At 71.5% G+C, this 14,982-nt stretch carries 21 protein-coding genes, 1 tRNA gene and 1 pseudogene; 14 read left to right on the top strand and 9 right to left on the bottom strand.

Annotated features, from left to right (window positions below; genetic code table 11):
- Nucleotides 1–83 precede the first annotated feature (83 nt).
- The 3 genes from ACIBJH_RS37435 to ACIBJH_RS37425 are packed head-to-tail and all read right to left on the bottom strand — an operon-like array spanning nucleotide 84 to nucleotide 4,054.
- Nucleotides 84–860, bottom strand: coding sequence for an SDR family NAD(P)-dependent oxidoreductase (locus ACIBJH_RS37435; RefSeq protein ID WP_399121393.1), 777 nt, complete (start codon nucleotides 858–860; stop codon nucleotides 84–86).
- On the bottom strand, nucleotides 848–1,321 hold the full coding sequence (locus ACIBJH_RS37430; protein WP_399121392.1) for a cupin domain-containing protein: 474 nt from the start codon (nucleotides 1,319–1,321) through the stop codon (nucleotides 848–850). The genes ACIBJH_RS37435 and ACIBJH_RS37430 overlap by 13 nt, the downstream gene beginning before the upstream one ends.
- 9 nt (nucleotides 1,322–1,330) lie before the next feature.
- A complete protein-coding gene (locus tag ACIBJH_RS37425) occupies nucleotides 1,331–4,054 on the bottom strand; it encodes a GNAT family N-acetyltransferase (RefSeq protein ID WP_399121391.1) in 2,724 nt (907 codons plus the stop codon).
- Nucleotides 4,055–4,151: 97 nt separating this feature from the next.
- On the opposite strand from ACIBJH_RS37425, the gene ACIBJH_RS37420 reads away from it, so the two are divergent.
- The gene (locus tag ACIBJH_RS37420) at nucleotides 4,152–4,865 is read left to right on the top strand and encodes a siderophore-interacting protein (protein ID WP_399121390.1); all 714 of its coding nucleotides are present in this window, start codon (nucleotides 4,152–4,154) and stop codon (nucleotides 4,863–4,865) included.
- A gap of 42 nt (nucleotides 4,866–4,907) precedes the next feature.
- Here ACIBJH_RS37420 and ACIBJH_RS37415 read toward each other — a convergent pair whose 3' ends face one another.
- Entirely contained in the window at nucleotides 4,908–5,561 is a 654-nt protein-coding gene (locus ACIBJH_RS37415; protein ID WP_399121420.1) for an MBL fold metallo-hydrolase, read from the bottom strand.
- Between the two features lie 58 nt (nucleotides 5,562–5,619).
- The gene (locus ACIBJH_RS37410) at nucleotides 5,620–6,507 is read right to left on the bottom strand and encodes an MBL fold metallo-hydrolase (protein ID WP_399121389.1); all 888 of its coding nucleotides are present in this window, start codon (nucleotides 6,505–6,507) and stop codon (nucleotides 5,620–5,622) included.
- A 234-nt stretch (nucleotides 6,508–6,741) separates the two neighbouring features.
- Between ACIBJH_RS37410 and ACIBJH_RS37405 the strand changes: the two genes are divergently transcribed.
- The 4 genes from ACIBJH_RS37405 (at nucleotide 6,742) to ACIBJH_RS37390 (ending at nucleotide 8,649) form a co-directional block, all read left to right on the top strand.
- Nucleotides 6,742–7,338, top strand: coding sequence for an HhH-GPD-type base excision DNA repair protein (locus ACIBJH_RS37405; protein WP_399121388.1), 597 nt, complete (start codon nucleotides 6,742–6,744; stop codon nucleotides 7,336–7,338).
- A gap of 62 nt (nucleotides 7,339–7,400) precedes the next feature.
- Nucleotides 7,401–8,066 carry an HdeD family acid-resistance protein gene (locus tag ACIBJH_RS37400; protein WP_399121387.1) on the top strand — a complete coding sequence of 222 codons (666 nt, stop codon included), beginning with the start codon at nucleotides 7,401–7,403 and terminating at the stop codon, nucleotides 8,064–8,066.
- A 79-nt stretch (nucleotides 8,067–8,145) separates the two neighbouring features.
- The gene (locus tag ACIBJH_RS37395) at nucleotides 8,146–8,469 is read left to right on the top strand and encodes a hypothetical protein (protein ID WP_399121386.1); all 324 of its coding nucleotides are present in this window, start codon (nucleotides 8,146–8,148) and stop codon (nucleotides 8,467–8,469) included.
- A 57-nt stretch (nucleotides 8,470–8,526) separates the two neighbouring features.
- Nucleotides 8,527–8,649 carry a hypothetical protein gene (locus ACIBJH_RS37390; protein ID WP_399121385.1) on the top strand — a complete coding sequence of 41 codons (123 nt, stop codon included), beginning with the start codon at nucleotides 8,527–8,529 and terminating at the stop codon, nucleotides 8,647–8,649.
- 209 nt (nucleotides 8,650–8,858) lie between these two features.
- Here ACIBJH_RS37390 and ACIBJH_RS37385 read toward each other — a convergent pair.
- Nucleotides 8,859–9,257 (bottom strand): annotated as a pseudogene (locus ACIBJH_RS37385) (helicase HerA-like domain-containing protein); the annotation flags it as partial.
- A gap of 110 nt (nucleotides 9,258–9,367) precedes the next feature.
- On the opposite strand from ACIBJH_RS37385, the gene ACIBJH_RS37380 reads away from it, so the two are divergent.
- The gene (locus ACIBJH_RS37380) at nucleotides 9,368–9,556 is read left to right on the top strand and encodes a YegP family protein (protein WP_399121384.1); all 189 of its coding nucleotides are present in this window, start codon (nucleotides 9,368–9,370) and stop codon (nucleotides 9,554–9,556) included.
- Between the two features lie 63 nt (nucleotides 9,557–9,619).
- Here the strand turns inward: ACIBJH_RS37380 and ACIBJH_RS37375 are convergent, their stop codons facing one another.
- The gene (locus ACIBJH_RS37375; protein ID WP_399121383.1) at nucleotides 9,620–9,865 is read right to left on the bottom strand and encodes a DUF3761 domain-containing protein; all 246 of its coding nucleotides are present in this window, start codon (nucleotides 9,863–9,865) and stop codon (nucleotides 9,620–9,622) included.
- Nucleotides 9,866–10,096: 231 nt separating this feature from the next.
- On the opposite strand from ACIBJH_RS37375, the gene ACIBJH_RS37370 reads away from it, so the two are divergent.
- On the top strand, nucleotides 10,097–10,393 hold the full coding sequence (locus tag ACIBJH_RS37370) for a type II toxin-antitoxin system VapB family antitoxin (protein WP_003999914.1): 297 nt from the start codon (nucleotides 10,097–10,099) through the stop codon (nucleotides 10,391–10,393).
- A gap of 124 nt (nucleotides 10,394–10,517) precedes the next feature.
- The gene (locus tag ACIBJH_RS37365) at nucleotides 10,518–11,144 is read left to right on the top strand and encodes a LytR C-terminal domain-containing protein (protein WP_399121419.1); all 627 of its coding nucleotides are present in this window, start codon (nucleotides 10,518–10,520) and stop codon (nucleotides 11,142–11,144) included.
- A gap of 57 nt (nucleotides 11,145–11,201) precedes the next feature.
- Here ACIBJH_RS37365 and upp read toward each other — a convergent pair whose 3' ends face one another.
- Nucleotides 11,202–11,837 carry a uracil phosphoribosyltransferase gene (upp, locus tag ACIBJH_RS37360; protein ID WP_200715914.1) on the bottom strand — a complete coding sequence of 212 codons (636 nt, stop codon included), beginning with the start codon at nucleotides 11,835–11,837 and terminating at the stop codon, nucleotides 11,202–11,204.
- 148 nt (nucleotides 11,838–11,985) lie between these two features.
- Between upp and ACIBJH_RS37355 the strand changes: the two genes are divergently transcribed.
- The 4 genes from ACIBJH_RS37355 (at nucleotide 11,986) to ACIBJH_RS37340 (ending at nucleotide 13,595) form a co-directional block, all read left to right on the top strand.
- On the top strand, nucleotides 11,986–12,180 hold the full coding sequence (locus ACIBJH_RS37355) for a hypothetical protein (RefSeq protein ID WP_399121382.1): 195 nt from the start codon (nucleotides 11,986–11,988) through the stop codon (nucleotides 12,178–12,180).
- 244 nt (nucleotides 12,181–12,424) lie between these two features.
- Nucleotides 12,425–12,955: a hypothetical protein gene (locus ACIBJH_RS37350; RefSeq protein WP_399121381.1), complete on the top strand. Its 531-nt coding sequence runs from the start codon at nucleotides 12,425–12,427 to the stop codon at nucleotides 12,953–12,955.
- 56 nt (nucleotides 12,956–13,011) lie between these two features.
- Nucleotides 13,012–13,443 carry a tRNA adenosine(34) deaminase TadA gene (tadA, locus tag ACIBJH_RS37345; RefSeq protein WP_399121380.1) on the top strand — a complete coding sequence of 144 codons (432 nt, stop codon included), beginning with the start codon at nucleotides 13,012–13,014 and terminating at the stop codon, nucleotides 13,441–13,443.
- Between the two features lie 67 nt (nucleotides 13,444–13,510).
- Nucleotides 13,511–13,595, top strand: a tRNA-Ser gene (locus ACIBJH_RS37340).
- Nucleotides 13,596–13,661: 66 nt separating this feature from the next.
- Here the strand turns inward: ACIBJH_RS37340 and ACIBJH_RS37335 are convergent.
- The gene (locus tag ACIBJH_RS37335) at nucleotides 13,662–14,255 is read right to left on the bottom strand and encodes a hypothetical protein (protein WP_399121379.1); all 594 of its coding nucleotides are present in this window, start codon (nucleotides 14,253–14,255) and stop codon (nucleotides 13,662–13,664) included.
- Nucleotides 14,256–14,440: 185 nt separating this feature from the next.
- On the opposite strand from ACIBJH_RS37335, the gene ACIBJH_RS37330 reads away from it, so the two are divergent.
- Complete coding sequence (locus ACIBJH_RS37330) at nucleotides 14,441–14,617, top strand: hypothetical protein (RefSeq protein WP_399121378.1); 177 nt, start codon at nucleotides 14,441–14,443, stop codon at nucleotides 14,615–14,617.
- A 22-nt stretch (nucleotides 14,618–14,639) separates the two neighbouring features.
- The gene (locus ACIBJH_RS37325; protein WP_399121377.1) at nucleotides 14,640–14,933 is read left to right on the top strand and encodes a Dabb family protein; all 294 of its coding nucleotides are present in this window, start codon (nucleotides 14,640–14,642) and stop codon (nucleotides 14,931–14,933) included.
- Nucleotides 14,934–14,982 lie beyond the last annotated feature (49 nt).

Here is a 14,982-nt window from a genome sequence, read left to right as displayed (position 1 = left end):
TCATTCCGTCGTCGGCGCACGTCATATCTCCGTCTTCGGACTTGCAGGCCTCGGGTTAGGTACGGAAGAACCGTTCCCTTCGCTCACCATGGGGGCCGGGCCGAGACTCCGCCGTCCACGACCAGGTCGTGCCCGGTGATCCAGGAGGCGAGGGGGGATGCCAGGAACACGCACGCGTCACCCACGTCCTCAGGGCGCCCCAGCCGCCCGGTCGGCGCCGCCTCCCGCCACCTCCGCACGCCCTCCGGCCAGGCCTCCCCCAGTCCCTCCCGGTCGATCAGGCCGGGCGAGACCGTGTTGACGCGGATGCCGTACGGGCCGTACTCCAGGGCCGCCGACCGCGCGTGCATCACCACGGCCGCCTTGGACGCGGAGTAGTGCGCGTGCAGCGGCGCCGGGGCGCTCGCCTCGATGGACGCGATGTGTGTCACGGAGCCGGCGCCCTGCTCCCGCATGACCTCCACCGCCGCCTGCGTGCACGCGAACACGCTCGTCAGATTCGTGTCGACGACCGCCCGCCACTCCGCCGCCGTCATCCCGTCCAGCGGCTGCGTCGGCTGTACGCCCGCGTTGTTGACCAGCGTCGTCAGCCGCCCACCGCCGAACTCCGCCGCCGCGCGGACCAGCGCCCGGCAGTCGTCCTCGTCGGTCAGATCGGCCTGCAGTACGACGGACTCGGCGCCCAACTCCCGTACCCGCGCCGCCACTTCACTCGCCGCCTCGACGGCCGTACGACAGTGGACCGCGACCGCCGCCGCCCCCTCCTCGGCGAACCGCAGGGCGATCCCCCGGCCGATGCCGCCGCCCGCGCCCGTGACCAGGGCGACCTGGCCCGCCAGCAGGCCGCTCACGGGCGGCACAGCCCGGCGATACGGGCGGCCTCGGCCGGATAGCGGGCGGTCAGCTCGGCGGCGTCGCCGTGCTCGTAGCCGTCGTAGGTGAAGCCGGGCGCCATCGTGCAGCCGAAGAACGTCCACGCGCCGTCGGCCACGGCCCGCGCCCCCATCCAGGTGCCGGCCGGCACGGTGAGCTGGAGATGCTGGCCGTGCAGGACGTCCGGGCCGAGGAGCGCCGTGCGGGAGGTGCCGTCGGGGGCGAGGAGCAGGAGTTCGAGCGGGTCGCCGAGGTAGAAGTGCCAGACCTCGTCGCTGGGCAGCCGGTGCAGCGCGGAGAAGTCCGGGGCGGCGAGGAGGGCGACTATCGCGGTGCCCTCGGGGCGGCCGTCGGACCGTTCCGGGCCCGCCCAGGTACGGCGGAACAGGCCGCCCTCGCGGGGGATCGGCTCCAGGTCGTAGTGGGCGACGAGGTCTTCTGGGGTCACCCCGGCAGGCTACGGGAAGGCCACCTCACGAGGGAGAAACGCCAGTTGGGCGTGGGTTTCGGGCAGGAACACGTCCGGGATGTCGATCTCCGGGAGCACCACCCGCGGGCCCGCCAGGAAGCCCTGCCGAAGGAAGCGCGCGATCGCCTTCTCGTTGCGCACGTCCGGATCGACCACGATCCGACGCCGGTCCGGACCGAGCAGGACGTACGCGGCGAGGACGTCCATCAGCGCCGCCGACCAGCCGGGGCGGGCACCGTCCGGTCCGGCGGGGGCGAGGAGGAGGTGGATGCCGATGTCTCCGGGTGCTACGGCGTAGCAGTCGCCGACGCGGTCGGCCGCGGGCTCGTAGGTCTGGAGGAGCGCGACCGGTTCGTCGTCCCTGAGCACCAGGTACGCGTGGTGGGTGTCGAGAGTCTCCATGTGGGCGTAGACCTCGGCGACTTGGGCCCGGGTGAGGCCGTTCATGCCCCAGAACGCGGCGCGTTCCTCGCTGACCCAGCGGTGGATCACCTCGGCGTCGGCCGCCGGGTCAAGGGGCAGGACACGGACGGTGCCGAAGCCGTCGACGTGCTGTTCGTGGACCGGTTGGCGGGTGGGGGTGTCGGGTTCGGGTACGGGTTCGAGGCGGCTGAAGTCGGTGACCACCGGGACCAGATCTCCCTTGAGCCACAAGGGGAGTTGGTCGTGGTGGTGCGGCGAGCCGGGCAGCCCCGACGCGCCCAGCGGCACCACCCACAGGCTGTCCTCCCGCCGGGCCAGGTCCCACACGAAGCGGGCCGCCGGGCCGCGCGCGCTCAGGTCGGTGAGCCCGGGCACGGAGGAGGTGCACAGCACACAGTCGTGGTCACCGGACAGGCCAGGACCGGGAGTCGGGGTGCCTGCGAGCGCCCGCCAGGGGGTCAGGCGGTGGGTGTCGCCCCAGCAGGTGCTGAGGGGTGAGGCGGCGACTTCCTCGACCGCCGCCCGTACAGCCTCCGACCGATCGATGCCGTACAACTCCCGTGCGCGCAGCAGGTGTTCGAGCGCGAAGCCCACGCGCGGGAGCAGCGCGAGCCACGGTTGGAACACCTCCGGGTAGGCGGGCGGCTCGACCAGCGCGGCGAACGCCGGGTGGGCCGCGAGCCGTCGTACGACCGCGCCGCGCACGGCCGCGTAGGCGGCGGCGTCCGTGCTGTCGGCGTCCATGCGGCGGTCCCAGGTCAGCAGCCGGTCGCGGAGTGCGGCGGCATCGGGGGTGAGGTCGGTGAGTGCGGCCAGGTGTTCCAACAGGGGGGTGACGGAGCCAAGTTGGGTGTCCATATGGATCGCCGGCATGTCGGCGGCGGACCAGTGCGCGCGCTCGGCGAGGAGCGCGGTGATGCGGTCGGCGCGGTGGGGCGGGGCGAACTCGACGCCGAGGGGGGTGGCCGGGCCGCGTTGGTTGGCCATGACCGCGATGCCGTCGGGGGACGGTTCGGTGCGGGGCGGCTCGTGCCAGCCGTGCCATTCGTGGCCGGGTTCCCAGGCGGGGACGAGTCGGGTGCGGTTGGCCTCGGCGCGGAGCGGGACCTTTCCGGCCACCCGGTGCAGCAGTCCGCCCTGGGTGTCGGCGGCCTGGACGACGTTGACGGGCTCGGCCCAGCCGTCGAACGCCCGGTCCACGTCGGCGACTTGGCGGGCGCGGAGGAGGGGGAGCAGGGTGGTGAAGCCGAGGTCCTCGGTGACACGGGGCGGATAGCGGAGGCTGACGGCGAGGGGCGGGGTGCCGGGCGGCGCGGTGACTCCGCCGTCCAGGCCCTCAGGCCCGCCGATGACGACCGGTCCGCGTTCGGTCTCGATGACCTCGACCTCGACGGGTGCCTCGCCCGCCACCTCGACGGTCTCCGTGTGCCGGGCCGCGCGCCGCCAACTCCCGTCCGGGCCGAGGGCTTCGACTCCGGCGCCGGTGCGGCGCAGGCGCTCCCGGTAGAGGTCCTGGTAGTCGGCCATCGCGTTGGTGATGGCCCAGGCGACCGTGCCGGTGTGGCCGAAGTGGGCGATGCCGGGGACGCCCGGCACGGCGAGGCCGACCACGTCGAACTCCCGGCAGGAGAGGTGGACTTGCTGGTAGACGCCGGGGTCCTCGATGAAGCGGTGCGGGTCACCGGCGAGGACGGGCAGACCGGTCGCGCTCCGTGCCCCGCTCACCAGCCAGCCGTTGCTGCCGGAGGTGCCGGGTCCGTCGGTGGCGAACAGGCCGACGGCGTCCGGCCCGAGGTGCCGTATCGCCTCCTCGCGCCAGAGCTTGGCCGGGAACCCGGCGAAGAGGATGTGCGTGGCGAGCCAGACCCCGAGCGGGGTCCAGGGCTCCCAACGACCGGGCGCGAGGCCCGCATTGACGAACTCGGGAGCCGAAGTCCCTTCTCCCAGCCCCCCGTTGACGCCGTCGACGTACGACCGCACCCAGCGCGCGGTCTCCGGGTCCCGCCGCTCCAGCGCGGCGAAGCAGCGTCTCGCGGTGTCGTCGAGGCGGGCGCGGCGGGCGAAGAGGTCCCAGGGCAGGGCGGCGATGCCGAGGAAGGCGGCCGAGGTGCCCTGCGCGCGATGCCGTTCGGTCTCCAGTTGCCAGGCGCGGTCGTGGGCGGTGACGCGGCCCTGGGTGCGGGCGAGTTCGTCGGCGCTGCCGGCGCGGAGGTGGGGGATTCCCCAGGCATCTCGGTAGATCCCGCCATTGCGGTGGATCCCGGCATCGCGGTGGATCTCGGTCGTCACCCTGTGAACCCTCTGCTTCCCTGCCCCGAGGCTGTTATTAAGGTTAGCCTTGCCTAAGAAATCGGTGGGGAAAGCGTACGCGAAGGGTGAAGAGTCGATGGCACAGGGGCGCGGATGGGAGGGCGCGGTTCTCCGGCTGCTGCGCGCCAAGGACTTCGAGTTCACCGTGACGAGGGCCGAGGACGTCACCCCGCGCTATCGCCGCCTCCGCCTCACCGACGGCGGCATGCTCGCGGCGACCGGCGTCCACCCGACGATGTGGGTCCGGCTCTGGTTCGACAACGCGGGCAAACCGCACCAGCGGGCGTACACCCTGGTCGATCCCGACCCGGCGGCCGGCACGTTCGGCCTCGAATTCGCCCTGCACGAGGGCCGCGCGAGCGACTGGGCACGGTCGGCCGAGCCCGGCGACACGATCGAGGCGACGGTCCAGGGCACGGGCTTCGAGGCCCCCGACCCGGCCCCCTCCCACCTCTTCGTCGCCGCCGACCCGGCATCCGTCCCGGCCGTCAACTCCCTCCTGGGAGCGGTGGGTTCGACGGTCCCGGCGACGATCTGGTTCGAGGGCGAGCCCGACGGACTCCCCCTCCGCACCGCCCCGGACCACCACGAGATCCGCGCACTCCCCAGGGGCCGACTGACCGAGCGGATCCGCACGGAACTCCCCGACCTCCTCAAGACCACCCCCGACCCCTACGTCTGGATCACCTGCGACACGACGACGACCCGGGCGCTGTCGTCGTACGTCCGCAAGGAGTTGGGCGTACGGCGGGAGCGGGTGCACGCGCTGGGGTACTGGCGGGCGTCCTGAGGCGGGCCGCCGCGAGAGCCGTGGCCGGCCGCGCCACCCTGATCAGCGCTGCTTGGCCAGAAAGGCCCGGAACGCTTCCACCTCCGCTCCGGACAGCGGGGCGCCGTGACCGAAGCCGACCGCGGTGACATCGGGGGGTATCCGGGCGGCGCCGGTCGCGCGGGCGGCGGGGTCGGCGGCGAAGGTGGCGGGCCCGTAGCCCAGGCGGCCCGTGTGGAACACCGCGTCGCCGACCAGCACCGTGCGGGTGGGTTCGTGCAGCAACGCGATGTGGCCGGGGGAATGGCCCGGCGTGTGCACCACGCGCAACCCGCCGGAACCGGCGATGAGTTCACCGTCCTCGACCGTGGCATCGGGTTCGAACGGCGTCCAGTGCGCGGCCGGAAGCCGGTCGTAGCGCCGGGCCGCCGGGCTGGACCGACCGTCCTCAGGCACCCGCCCGGCGGCCAGCCACGAGGCGTCGGCGGCATGGATCAGCACGCGGGCACCGGTGCGCTCGCGCAGTGCGGGTGCGCCCTGCACATGGTCCGGGTGTGCGTGGGTGAGCACGATCCGGTTCAGGTCGGCAGGGTCCCGCCCCGACTCCGTGATCGTGCGCAGCAACAGGTCCACGGCCTTGGCACCGCCGACGTCGACGAGGGTCAGGCCGTCGTCGCCGTCGATCAGGAAGGCGTTGGTGCTCTTGGACGTGGCGATGTGGACGACGCCGGGGCAAGGATCGGCACGGCTGCTCCTCGGTGCGGGGCGGAGTGGGTCACCAGCGCAGGGCGGTGAAGTCGACGGGCCGGGGCGGGAGTTGCTCGGTGCGGGCGGCCAGGGCGTGCATGCGGTGGGTGAAGTCGTCGGCGGGCAGCTGCTTGCGGTCGCCGTGGCCCGGCAGCAGGAACCCGAAGCGCACCAGCGGTGCCGTCCGGGCCAGCGACGCGGCCAGTTCCGTGATGGAGAACCAGGTGACGGACTCGGCGACGGCGAGATCGCCGTCGGACCGGGACCAGTAGAAGCTGTCGCCGCTGAAGCAGTAGGTGTCGTCGGCGAGATACAGCACGCTGCCCTCGGTGTGTCCGGGCAGCGGGTGCGCGGTCACTCCGTCGGCGATCCCGATCGGCCGGGTGCCTCGGAGCACACGGTCCGCGTCCGGCGCGGCGGCCAGGTCCCCTTCGTGGATCCAGAGGCGGGCGCCGAACCGGTCGGCGTATTCGCGGCCGTGCGCGGCATGGTCGCGATGGGTGAGCAGCACATCGGTGATCGGGCCGAGCGCCGCGTATTTCGCGGCCAGGGCGGAACTCCAGCGCGGTGTGTCGATCATCATCAGGTTTCCGGCCGGTCGGCGCAGCAGATAGGAATTCGCGCCGGCGGTGCGCGGCGCATTGTGCCCGCACAGGTACACGTGCTCCGCGAGCCGCAGCGGGAAGGGGTCGAGCGCCGGGTGCGGGGCCCGCGCGCCGTGCCGGATCGATCGGGTGTGGCACGCGAACGCGGCGGCGTGCAGCGCCTTTTCCTCCGCGTCGGTGCGCGGCTGGCGGATGACCGAGGAGCGTCCGGCGACCTCGGCGACCAGGTCCGGTGCGAGCTGCCGGGCGGCGTCGCAGTTGGTGCAGCGACGGTCGATACGCCATAAGTCGCCGGGTAATTGCTGGTGCACGGCGTGATCCCTCCGCACGGGAATGGTGGCGGTCGACTGTGTGGCACAAACGAATATCACGCATCACGCGACGGAATCCAATCGCGAAAAGCCATTGATTTCTCCGGAATCCACTGCTCTCGGCAATCCGTTTCAAAATGCGGTTGACTTTTATGGAAATGGCGCTCTGCCCGTGCCACAACGACCCCGTCGTACCAGCGGGCATCCACCGCCCGGACGCGCCAGAATCGACCCATGGACGTCACCCTTCACCTCGCCCAGGACCCCGAGGCCGACGAGCTCCTCGGCCGATCCCCGCTCGCCGCGCTGGTCGGGATGCTGCTCGACCAGCAGGTGCCGATGGAGTGGGCGTTCAAGGGGCCGCGAACGATCGCCGACCGGCTCGGGGCCACCGATCTGGACGCGGACGACATCGCCGCCCGTGACCCCGAGGCCTTCGCCGCGCTCCTCTCCGAGAAGCCGGCCGTGCATCGGTACCCGGGGTCCATGGCCAAGCGGATCCAGCAGCTGTGCCAGTACCTCGTCGAGCACTACGACGGGGACGCGAGCGCCGTCTGGGACGGTGTCGGCACCGGTGCCGAGCTGCTGAAGCGGCTTGAGGCGCTGCCCGGGTTCGGGAAGCAGAAGGCGCAGATCTTCCTGGCCCTGCTCGGCAAGCAGCTCGGCGTCACGCCGAAGGGCTGGCGGGAGGCCGCCGGTGCGTACGGCGAGCCCGAGTCCTACCGTTCCGTCGCCGACATCACCGGGCCCGAGTCGCTGGCCAAGGTCCGCGCGCACAAGCAGGAGATGAAGGCGGCGGCCAAGGCGGCGAAGGCCGCGGGCGGCAAGTAACCGCGTCAGCCGGACGGCCCGTCCCGGTGGCGGGCCGCGCGGCCCCGGTCAGAACATGGACCATGACCGAGGCACCGAGCGGCTCCCCCAGGGGCCCGGAGTTCGACGACCGCCGCGCCCACGCACCGCGGCCCCCGCACGACGAGCGGTACGGGGAACCGGATCTCGAAGGTCCCCTGCACGCCCTGTCCAAGGCCGCCTGGCAGGTCGTCCTGCTCACCGGCATCGCGTCGCTGGTCCTGGGCGTCCTGGTCCTGGTGTGGCCGGGCGCGTCGCTCTTCGCGGCCGGCATCCTCTTCGGCATCTACCTGCTGATCAGCGGCGTCTTCCAGCTGGTCTCCGCGTTCGGCACCCACAGGGCGACCTCGCTGCGCGTGCTGGCGTTCATCAGCGGCGCGCTGTCGATCGTGCTGGGCCTGTTCTGTTTCCGCGGCCCGATGCAGTCGATCCTGCTGCTCGCCCTGTGGATCGGCATCGGCTGGCTGATCCGGGGCATCACCCAGACCCTGGCCGCCGCCTCCGACAAGAACATGCCCGCGCGCGGCTGGCAGATCTTCCTCGGGATCGTCACGTTCATCGCCGGCATCGTCCTCATCGACTCGCCGTTCCGCTCGGTCGCCGTCCTCACCCTCGTCGGCGGCATCTGGCTGGTCGCGGTCGGCGTCGTCGAGATCATCACGGGCATCCGGATGCGGAGCCGGGCCAAGCGAGTACCGACCTCCCTGTGACCGGCACCCCTGCTCCATGCGGGCGTATCTCGCTCCGGACGCGATGAACGCCGTAGCTCCACAGGGCAGATTGACCCCCGTGAGCACCGCACGCAGCCTCCCCCGCAGCCGTGCCTGGCTGCGGGCGCTCGTGCTGCTGCTCGCCCTCCTGGTGCCGGGCACCCACGCCGAGACGCGCGCGACGCCCGTCGCGTCCTCCGTCGAGACGACCATCGAGTACGACGTCCTCGACACGGCCACCGCCGCCCTACGGCCCTTCTCCCCCGCCGTCCACCGGCCCACCGCACCCCTGCGCCCCGCACCCGCCCCGGCGTCGCACGAACCCGAGAGCCGTCCTCTCCCCGCGCCGCACGGGCCGTCGTACACCCTGCGTGCCCAGCGCACGGTGGTCCTGCGCTGCTGACGGACCGACCGCCCCGAGCCAGGTCAGTCAAGTCAGTGCGACGCGAGGAACACAGCCATGCCCATCGACCCGTACACGGTCCTGCGCGCCCTGCTGCGCGCGGAGGCCGTACGCAACGCGCCCAAGCCGGACGTCCGCCGGCCCGAACCCCAACAGGCCCCGAAGGAACAGGAGCGCTGAGCAGGTCAGACGAATCGGCCGCGGGGGGGGCGCCCCCCCCCGGGGGGGGGGCCCCCCCCCCCCCCCCCGCCCCCGCCCCCCGCCCCCCCGCCCCCGCCCCCCCCCCGCCCCCCCCCCCCCCCCCCCCCCCCCCCCCCCCCCGCGACCAGCCACGACGGCGCCGCAGCCGACCGACAGCGCTCGCCACCCTTCCGGCTTCCCGCGGAGCGCTACCTCTTCCGCCGGGCCGTGCCGAACAGTGAGCGGGTGATCTCGCGGCCGATCTGGGTGCCGACGGAACGCGCCAGGGACTTGAACATGCCGCTGCCGACGACCTGTTGGACCATCGACTCGTCCTCCTTGGCCCCTTTCGGAGAAGCCTTCGCGGCTGCTTCCTCGGGTTTCTGCGGCTCCGCCGCCAGCTTCTCGTACGCCGACTCTCTGTCCACAGCCTGTGCGTAACGGCCGTAGAGGGACGAGGACTTGACCGCCTGGTCGAGGGTCGCCGCGTCGATCGGGCCCATCAGGGACTCGGGGGCGCGGAGGCGGGTGACGGCGACGGGGGTGAAGGCGCGCAGCGCGTGCTGGACGCGGTTGCCGAGCTGGGCCAGGACATCGCCGGGGGCGTCTCCCGTTGAAAAGAGAACGCAGCCCTCCCCCTACAGACTCTCCCAAGCTGCGCTGTCCAGGACTGCGGCTTAGCGTCGCTTTAGGGGGCACATCCGAGAGGCGGCATGCCATGGCAGGCAAGTTCGAGGTCTACAAGGACAAGGCAGACAAGTACCGGTTCCGGCTCAAGGCGGGTAACGGCGAGATCATCGCCGTGGGTGAGGCGTACGAGAGCAAGGCGTCGTGCATGCACGGCATAGAGTCCGTGAAGGCGAACGCCGCGAGTGCTCCGGTGGTCGAGAAGGAGCCGACCCCTTAACGTACCGGGCCGAACCGGACAGCCCGGGCCCCGTCGGTTCGTCTCCGGCGGGGCCCTCGCCTTTCACCGGTACCAGTACTTCACCCCGTGGTGGCGAGAGCACGTGCCGGAGAAATGCTTGCTGTACGAGTACGTACCGTCCCGGCACTGAGCCGTGGCCCCTCGCGGGTGCGGGGAGTCGGCGTGGCAGGTGCCGACCGTGTGATGCGCGCAGCTCGCCGCGTCCGCTGGAGCCGCCGTGGCCACTGGTAGGAGCACCGCGCCGGCCACAGCCAGCGTGGCGAGTCCCGTCCGTGTTCTGGTGAACATGCTGCCTCCCCCCGATCGGGTGGTATGTCAAGCGTCGCAGCAGCTCACCATCCACGCGAACGGGCCCAGATCGAGTGCAGGTCCTGTGAAGGCGTACCCGGCGGCGATCGTCTCGCTGTCACTCATATCAGCCCTCGGTTCCCTTTTTGCCCGGCTTTGCGGCATCTTTTCCAGCGTCGCACTCCGTCTCCATGGCTGCGCCCGGAACGTCATGACCGGTAGGCTTTCCGTGTGATCTTCAAGCGCATCGGAAACGGCCGGCCGTACCCCGACCACGGCCGGGAAAGCACCCGGCAGTGGGCGGATGTCGCGCCGCGCCCGGTCCGCCTCGATCAGCTGGTGACGACCAAGGGCCAGCTCGACCTGGAAACCCTCCTCGCCGAAGACTCGACCTTCTACGGCGACCTCTTCGCGCACGTCGTGAAGTGGCAGGGCGACCTGTACCTGGAGGACGGCCTGCACCGCGCGGTCCGCGCCGCGCTGCAGCAGCGACAGGTACTCCACGCGCGCGTGCTCGAACTCGACTGAACGCTCCCGCCGGTAGGGCGTTGACCCTTTCGGGTTGGTCTCGGCGCTGTCGAATGATCATCTAGTAGGCATCGTCGCCCGGGCGCACTACGCTGCGCTCATGAGCATGCTGACTCCCCCAGGCATGGGCGGCCAGTACCGGATCACGGGGGACAAATACCCGCGCATGCGCCGCCCGCGGCGCCGCGGGCGGCTCGTCCTCATGGTGGTCGCGTCCGTCGCCGTACTGGGTGTGGGCGGGTGGGGCACGTTGCAGCTCATCGACGTCTTCACCGGTGGCGGCAAGCAGGCCTCGGCGGCCGGTCCCAAGGCCGACTGCGCGTCCAAGGTGAGCCCCTCTGCGAGCACCACCGCGACCGCCGCCGTACCGAAGCCCGCCCAGATCACCGTGAACGTCTACAACGCCACGCCCCGCAGCGGCCTCGCCAAGTCGACCGCCGACGAACTCAAGAAGCGCGGCTTCAAGATCGGGGACGTGGGCAACGCGACCGCGCAGTTCGACAAGAAGGTCAAGGGCACCGGCATACTGCTCGGCCCCGCCGCCTCCCTCGACACCTCGCTGCCCGTCCTTGCCACCCAGCTCACCGGCGCCGAGCGCCGCACCGAGGCCACCCGCAAGGGCAACGCCGTCGACCTGATCATCGGCACCGCCTTCAAGGACCTCACGGCGAAGGCCGCGGCCGACAAGGCGCTGGCCGCGCTGAGCGGACCGGCACCGACGGCCAGCGCCTCGCCGAAGGCCTGCTCGTAGGGCCCGTGAGCCCCACGGCAGGTAAGAGCCGTACGGGAATCGGGTGTTGAGCGGGTTTTACTCGGCCGCGCCGTACAGCCGGTCGCCGGCGTCGCCCAGGCCCGGGACGATGTAGCCGTGCTCGTTCAGGCGCTCGTCGACCGAGGCCGTCACGACCGTCACCGGGGTGCCCGCCAGCTCGCGCTCCATGACCTCGACGCCCTCGGGGGCGGCGAGCAGCACCACGGCCGTCACGTCGTCCGCGCCGCGCTTGATCAGCTCGCGGATCGCCGCGACGAGCGTGCCGCCGGTGGCCAGCATCGGGTCCAGGACGTACACCTGACGGCCCGAGAGGTCCTCCGGCATGCGCGTGGCGTACGTGGAGGCCTGGAGCGTCTCCTCGTTGCGCACCATGCCCATGAAGCCGACCTCGGCCGAGGGCAGCAGGCGGACCATGCCGTCCAGCATGCCGAGGCCGGCCCGCAGGATCGGCACCACCAGCGGGCGCGGGTAGGACAGCTTGACGCCCGTGGTCGGGGCGACCGGCGTCGTGATGTCGACCTGTTCGGTGCGCACGTCGCGCGTGGCCTCGTAGGCGAGCAGGGTGACCAGCTCGTCGGCCAGGCGGCGGAAGGTCGCGGAGTCGGTGCGCTGGTCGCGCAGCGTGGTGAGCTTGTGGGCGACCAGGGGGTGGTCGACGACGTGGAGACGCATGTCCACAACAGTAGCCGGGCCCCGCGGCTGCCGCGGCCCCGCTCCGAACGGCCCCGACGGCGGCCGGAGCGGGGGCGATTCCGCCCTCACTGGCATCAAACCGCCCGTCCGGGGGAAAGTGGGAGGGACGGACCGGGGTGGTGAGCCGATGCCTGACCGTGAGTCCCACGAGGACCCGGCACAGCACGAGAGCCGGGAGACCGATGCCGAACGCAGACGGCGCCGGGCACAGTTCCTGCGCGAACTGACCGAGGCCCGTGAGCTGCGCGACCGCGTCCAGCCCCGCCGCGCCAAGGCCGCCCGGCTGCGCCACGCCATGCGAATGCGAACCTTCCGCTGGTGATTGAGGCCTGTCTCACAGGACCTTGTAAGGCCAACCCGGTGCGTGCGCACGGCGATCGCCGCGTACGATCCCGCTGGTGGTCGATCAAACACGGGCGGACACAGGGAGCCGAAGACGTCCCCTGAACGCCTTGTTTCTGCCACGATTCCGAGTGGGTGGGGCTCGGAGCACGAGCTCTCCCCGCCCGCAACCTCCGCCGGGGGGACCCCCAACCGGCACGCCTAAGACCAGTGGGAGAGTCACGGTGTACTTCGCCGCACTGCTCGCGCGCACCGAAGACGGGTGGGAAGCGAGCGACACAGAGCTCGACGATGTCGAGAGCCTGTCGGATCTGGCCGAACTGGCCCGTGAAGCCTCGCCCGAGGACGACACGGTGCTGGTGCTCATCGAGCAGGAGGACGCCTGGTTCGGCGTCGTCCGCATCGACGGCGAGGACGACCCCCGGATCTACGTCTCGGACGCAGCTGCGGCAGCCCGCAGCTCGTACGGCGAGATCCTGCTCACGGACGAGCTGCTCGGCAGGGATCCGGACGACGACGATGTCGTCGATCTGGACTCCCTCGACCTCGACGGCACCGAGGACGGTGACTCCGAGGACGACGACGAGGACGGCACCTCGGCCGAGGCCGTTCCGCACAGCCCGGTCGGGGACAGCCAGATCCTCGACGACCTGGGCGTCGGCGAGAAGGAGCTGCGCCTCCTCGACGCCGACGACGCGCTGAGCTCCATCGCCGAGGCCCTGGGGGCCTCGGAGGTCCTGGAGACCGTCCGCTGACCGCAGCACGCACAGAAGGGCCTTGGGACCCGGTACGCGACCGCTGGCGGGCCGCGATGCGGTTCGCCCTGGACGAGGCCGGAGCGGCCGCCCGGGGCGGCGACGTCCCGGTCGGCGCGGTCGTACTGTCCCCGGACGGTACGACCGTGCTCGCCACCGGCCACAACGAACGCGAGGCCACCGGCGATCCGACGGCGCACGCCGAGGTCCTCGCGATCCGGAGGGCCGCCGCGCACCTCGGTGAGTGGCGGCTGTCCGGCTGCACCCTCGTCGTCACCCTCGAACCCTGCACGATGTGCGCGGGAGCACTCGTGCAGTCCCGGGTCGACCGGGTCGTCTACGGCGCCCGCGACGAGAAGGCCGGCGCGGCCGGCTCGCTCTTCGACGTCGTACGCGACCGGCGGCTCAACCACCGCCCCGAGGTGATCGAGGGCGTGCTCGCGGAGGAGTGCGCGCACCTGCTCACGGAGTTCTTCCGGGACCGCTAGCAGCTTCGGTGGCAGGCCTCGATTACCGATTTCAAACCACACCCCACCTTGTTGTAAGGTCTCTCTCGGTAGCGTGTCCGAGCGGCCGAAGGAGCTCGCCTCGAAAGCGAGTGTGGCGCAAGTCACCGAGGGTTCAAATCCCTCCGCTACCGCAGATGGTTGAAGGGTCGGCCCCGATGGGGACCGGCCCTTCGGCACGTTCCGTCCCGGTTTCCGTCTCAGTCGGCCGCCGGGGCCGGATGGCGCGACATGGAGAGCCACGCCGTCTCCATGAACTCGGTGTGCAGACGAGCGAGCCTCCCCCGCAGCAGCTCTTCCTCGGCCCGCGCGGCGGCCACCGCCGAACCGTCCATGCCGAGAAACGCGTCGAGCCAGGCGTCGACGCACTCCCTGTGCTCCTCGACGAGCCGCTTCAGCTCCTGCGCGCACTGCCGGACGTCCTCCGCCGCGACCAGCCGCACCTGGAAATAGGCGTTCCTGAAGTCGGTCACGGCCTGCCCGCACGCTCCCCCCAGCTCACCCATGAGTTCCCGGAGTTCCCGCTCGATCGCCCGCGTCATGTTCGACGCATGGATGGCGTACGAGACGTAGGCCGACAGGAAAGCCCGGCACGCTTCCAGAACCTGCCCGCGAAGCCAGTGGCCGTGGTCGGTGACCGCCTGGTCCTGGACCTGCCTGGCGGTCGCCCTCGCCGCCGTCTCCGCCCCGATACGCGCTCCCCTGGTCGCGGCCAGGCCCCCGATGGCGGCGCCCCCGACCGCCCCGACGAGCCCGACCCCGGCGGCCACGAGCGCCACAAACCCTTCATCCATGGAGACAGGATGTAGTCGCACAGCCACCTTCGGTGAGGATTCCCGGATTTCGGCGGGCGGCTCGGGGCAACAGCCCTTCACCTGGGGGTCGTTGATCCCTGATTGATCCAAAAAACGGCCGTGAAGGTTACACTCACCGCCGGCAACAGGGGGCCCACGGGCACGAAGTCACAGGGGAGGCCGCGATGGCGGTGAACGCGAAGAAGATCGCCGTCTATGTGCTCGTGGTCTTCGCGTCGTACGTGATCATCACGGACCCGTCCAAGGCGGCCGACTACGTCCAGATAGGCTTCGAAGGCATATCGGACGCCGCGAAGGCCATCGGCGACTTCATGACCTGGCTGGCCGACGGGGCGCAGTAGCCGACCACCCGGGAGCGTGCAGATGATCCGCCACCTCGTCCTCTTCAAGCTCAACGAGGGCGTCCAGCGCGACGACCCGCGGGTGGTGGCGGGCGTCGAGGCGTTCCGCCCGCTCGGCGACCTGATCGAGGAACTGCGCTCCTGGGAGCTGGGCTGGAACATCAGCGACCGCCCCATCGCCTACGACTTCGCGATCAACTCGTCGGTCGACGACGCCGACGCCCTGAAGCGGTACATCGAGCACCCCGCGCACCAGGCGGGCGTCGTGCTGTGGCGCGAGTTCGCCACCTGGGTGATCGCCGACTACGAGATCTGAACGCACCGCCGAGAGAGCCCCCCGCCATGACGGCGGGGGGCTCTCTCGC

This window comes from Streptomyces sp. NPDC050548 (genome assembly GCF_044457385.1).
Classification (GTDB): Bacteria; Actinomycetota; Actinomycetes; order Streptomycetales; family Streptomycetaceae; genus Streptomyces.
Note: the sequence above shows the minus strand (reverse complement) of the source record. Positions and strands in the feature narration are given on the sequence as shown.

Coding starts and splice junctions, on each gene's coding strand:
- ACIBJH_RS37355 (WP_399121382.1), top strand. CDS start 11,986: ATGCCTGACCGTGAGTCCCACGAGGACCCGGCACAGCACGAGAGCCGG.
- ACIBJH_RS37325 (WP_399121377.1), top strand. CDS start 14,640: ATGATCCGCCACCTCGTCCTCTTCAAGCTCAACGAGGGCGTCCAGCGC.
- ACIBJH_RS37380 (WP_399121384.1), top strand. CDS start 9,368: ATGGCAGGCAAGTTCGAGGTCTACAAGGACAAGGCAGACAAGTACCGG.
- ACIBJH_RS37400 (WP_399121387.1), top strand. CDS start 7,401: ATGACCGAGGCACCGAGCGGCTCCCCCAGGGGCCCGGAGTTCGACGAC.
- upp (WP_200715914.1), bottom strand. CDS start 11,837: ATGCGTCTCCACGTCGTCGACCACCCCCTGGTCGCCCACAAGCTCACC.
- ACIBJH_RS37335 (WP_399121379.1), bottom strand. CDS start 14,255: ATGGATGAAGGGTTTGTGGCGCTCGTGGCCGCCGGGGTCGGGCTCGTC.
- ACIBJH_RS37330 (WP_399121378.1), top strand. CDS start 14,441: ATGGCGGTGAACGCGAAGAAGATCGCCGTCTATGTGCTCGTGGTCTTC.
- ACIBJH_RS37405 (WP_399121388.1), top strand. CDS start 6,742: ATGGACGTCACCCTTCACCTCGCCCAGGACCCCGAGGCCGACGAGCTC.
- ACIBJH_RS37390 (WP_399121385.1), top strand. CDS start 8,527: ATGCCCATCGACCCGTACACGGTCCTGCGCGCCCTGCTGCGCGCGGAG.
- ACIBJH_RS37365 (WP_399121419.1), top strand. CDS start 10,518: ATGGGCGGCCAGTACCGGATCACGGGGGACAAATACCCGCGCATGCGC.
- tadA (WP_399121380.1), top strand. CDS start 13,012: ATGCGGTTCGCCCTGGACGAGGCCGGAGCGGCCGCCCGGGGCGGCGAC.
- ACIBJH_RS37420 (WP_399121390.1), top strand. CDS start 4,152: ATGGCACAGGGGCGCGGATGGGAGGGCGCGGTTCTCCGGCTGCTGCGC.
- ACIBJH_RS37375 (WP_399121383.1), bottom strand. CDS start 9,865: ATGTTCACCAGAACACGGACGGGACTCGCCACGCTGGCTGTGGCCGGC.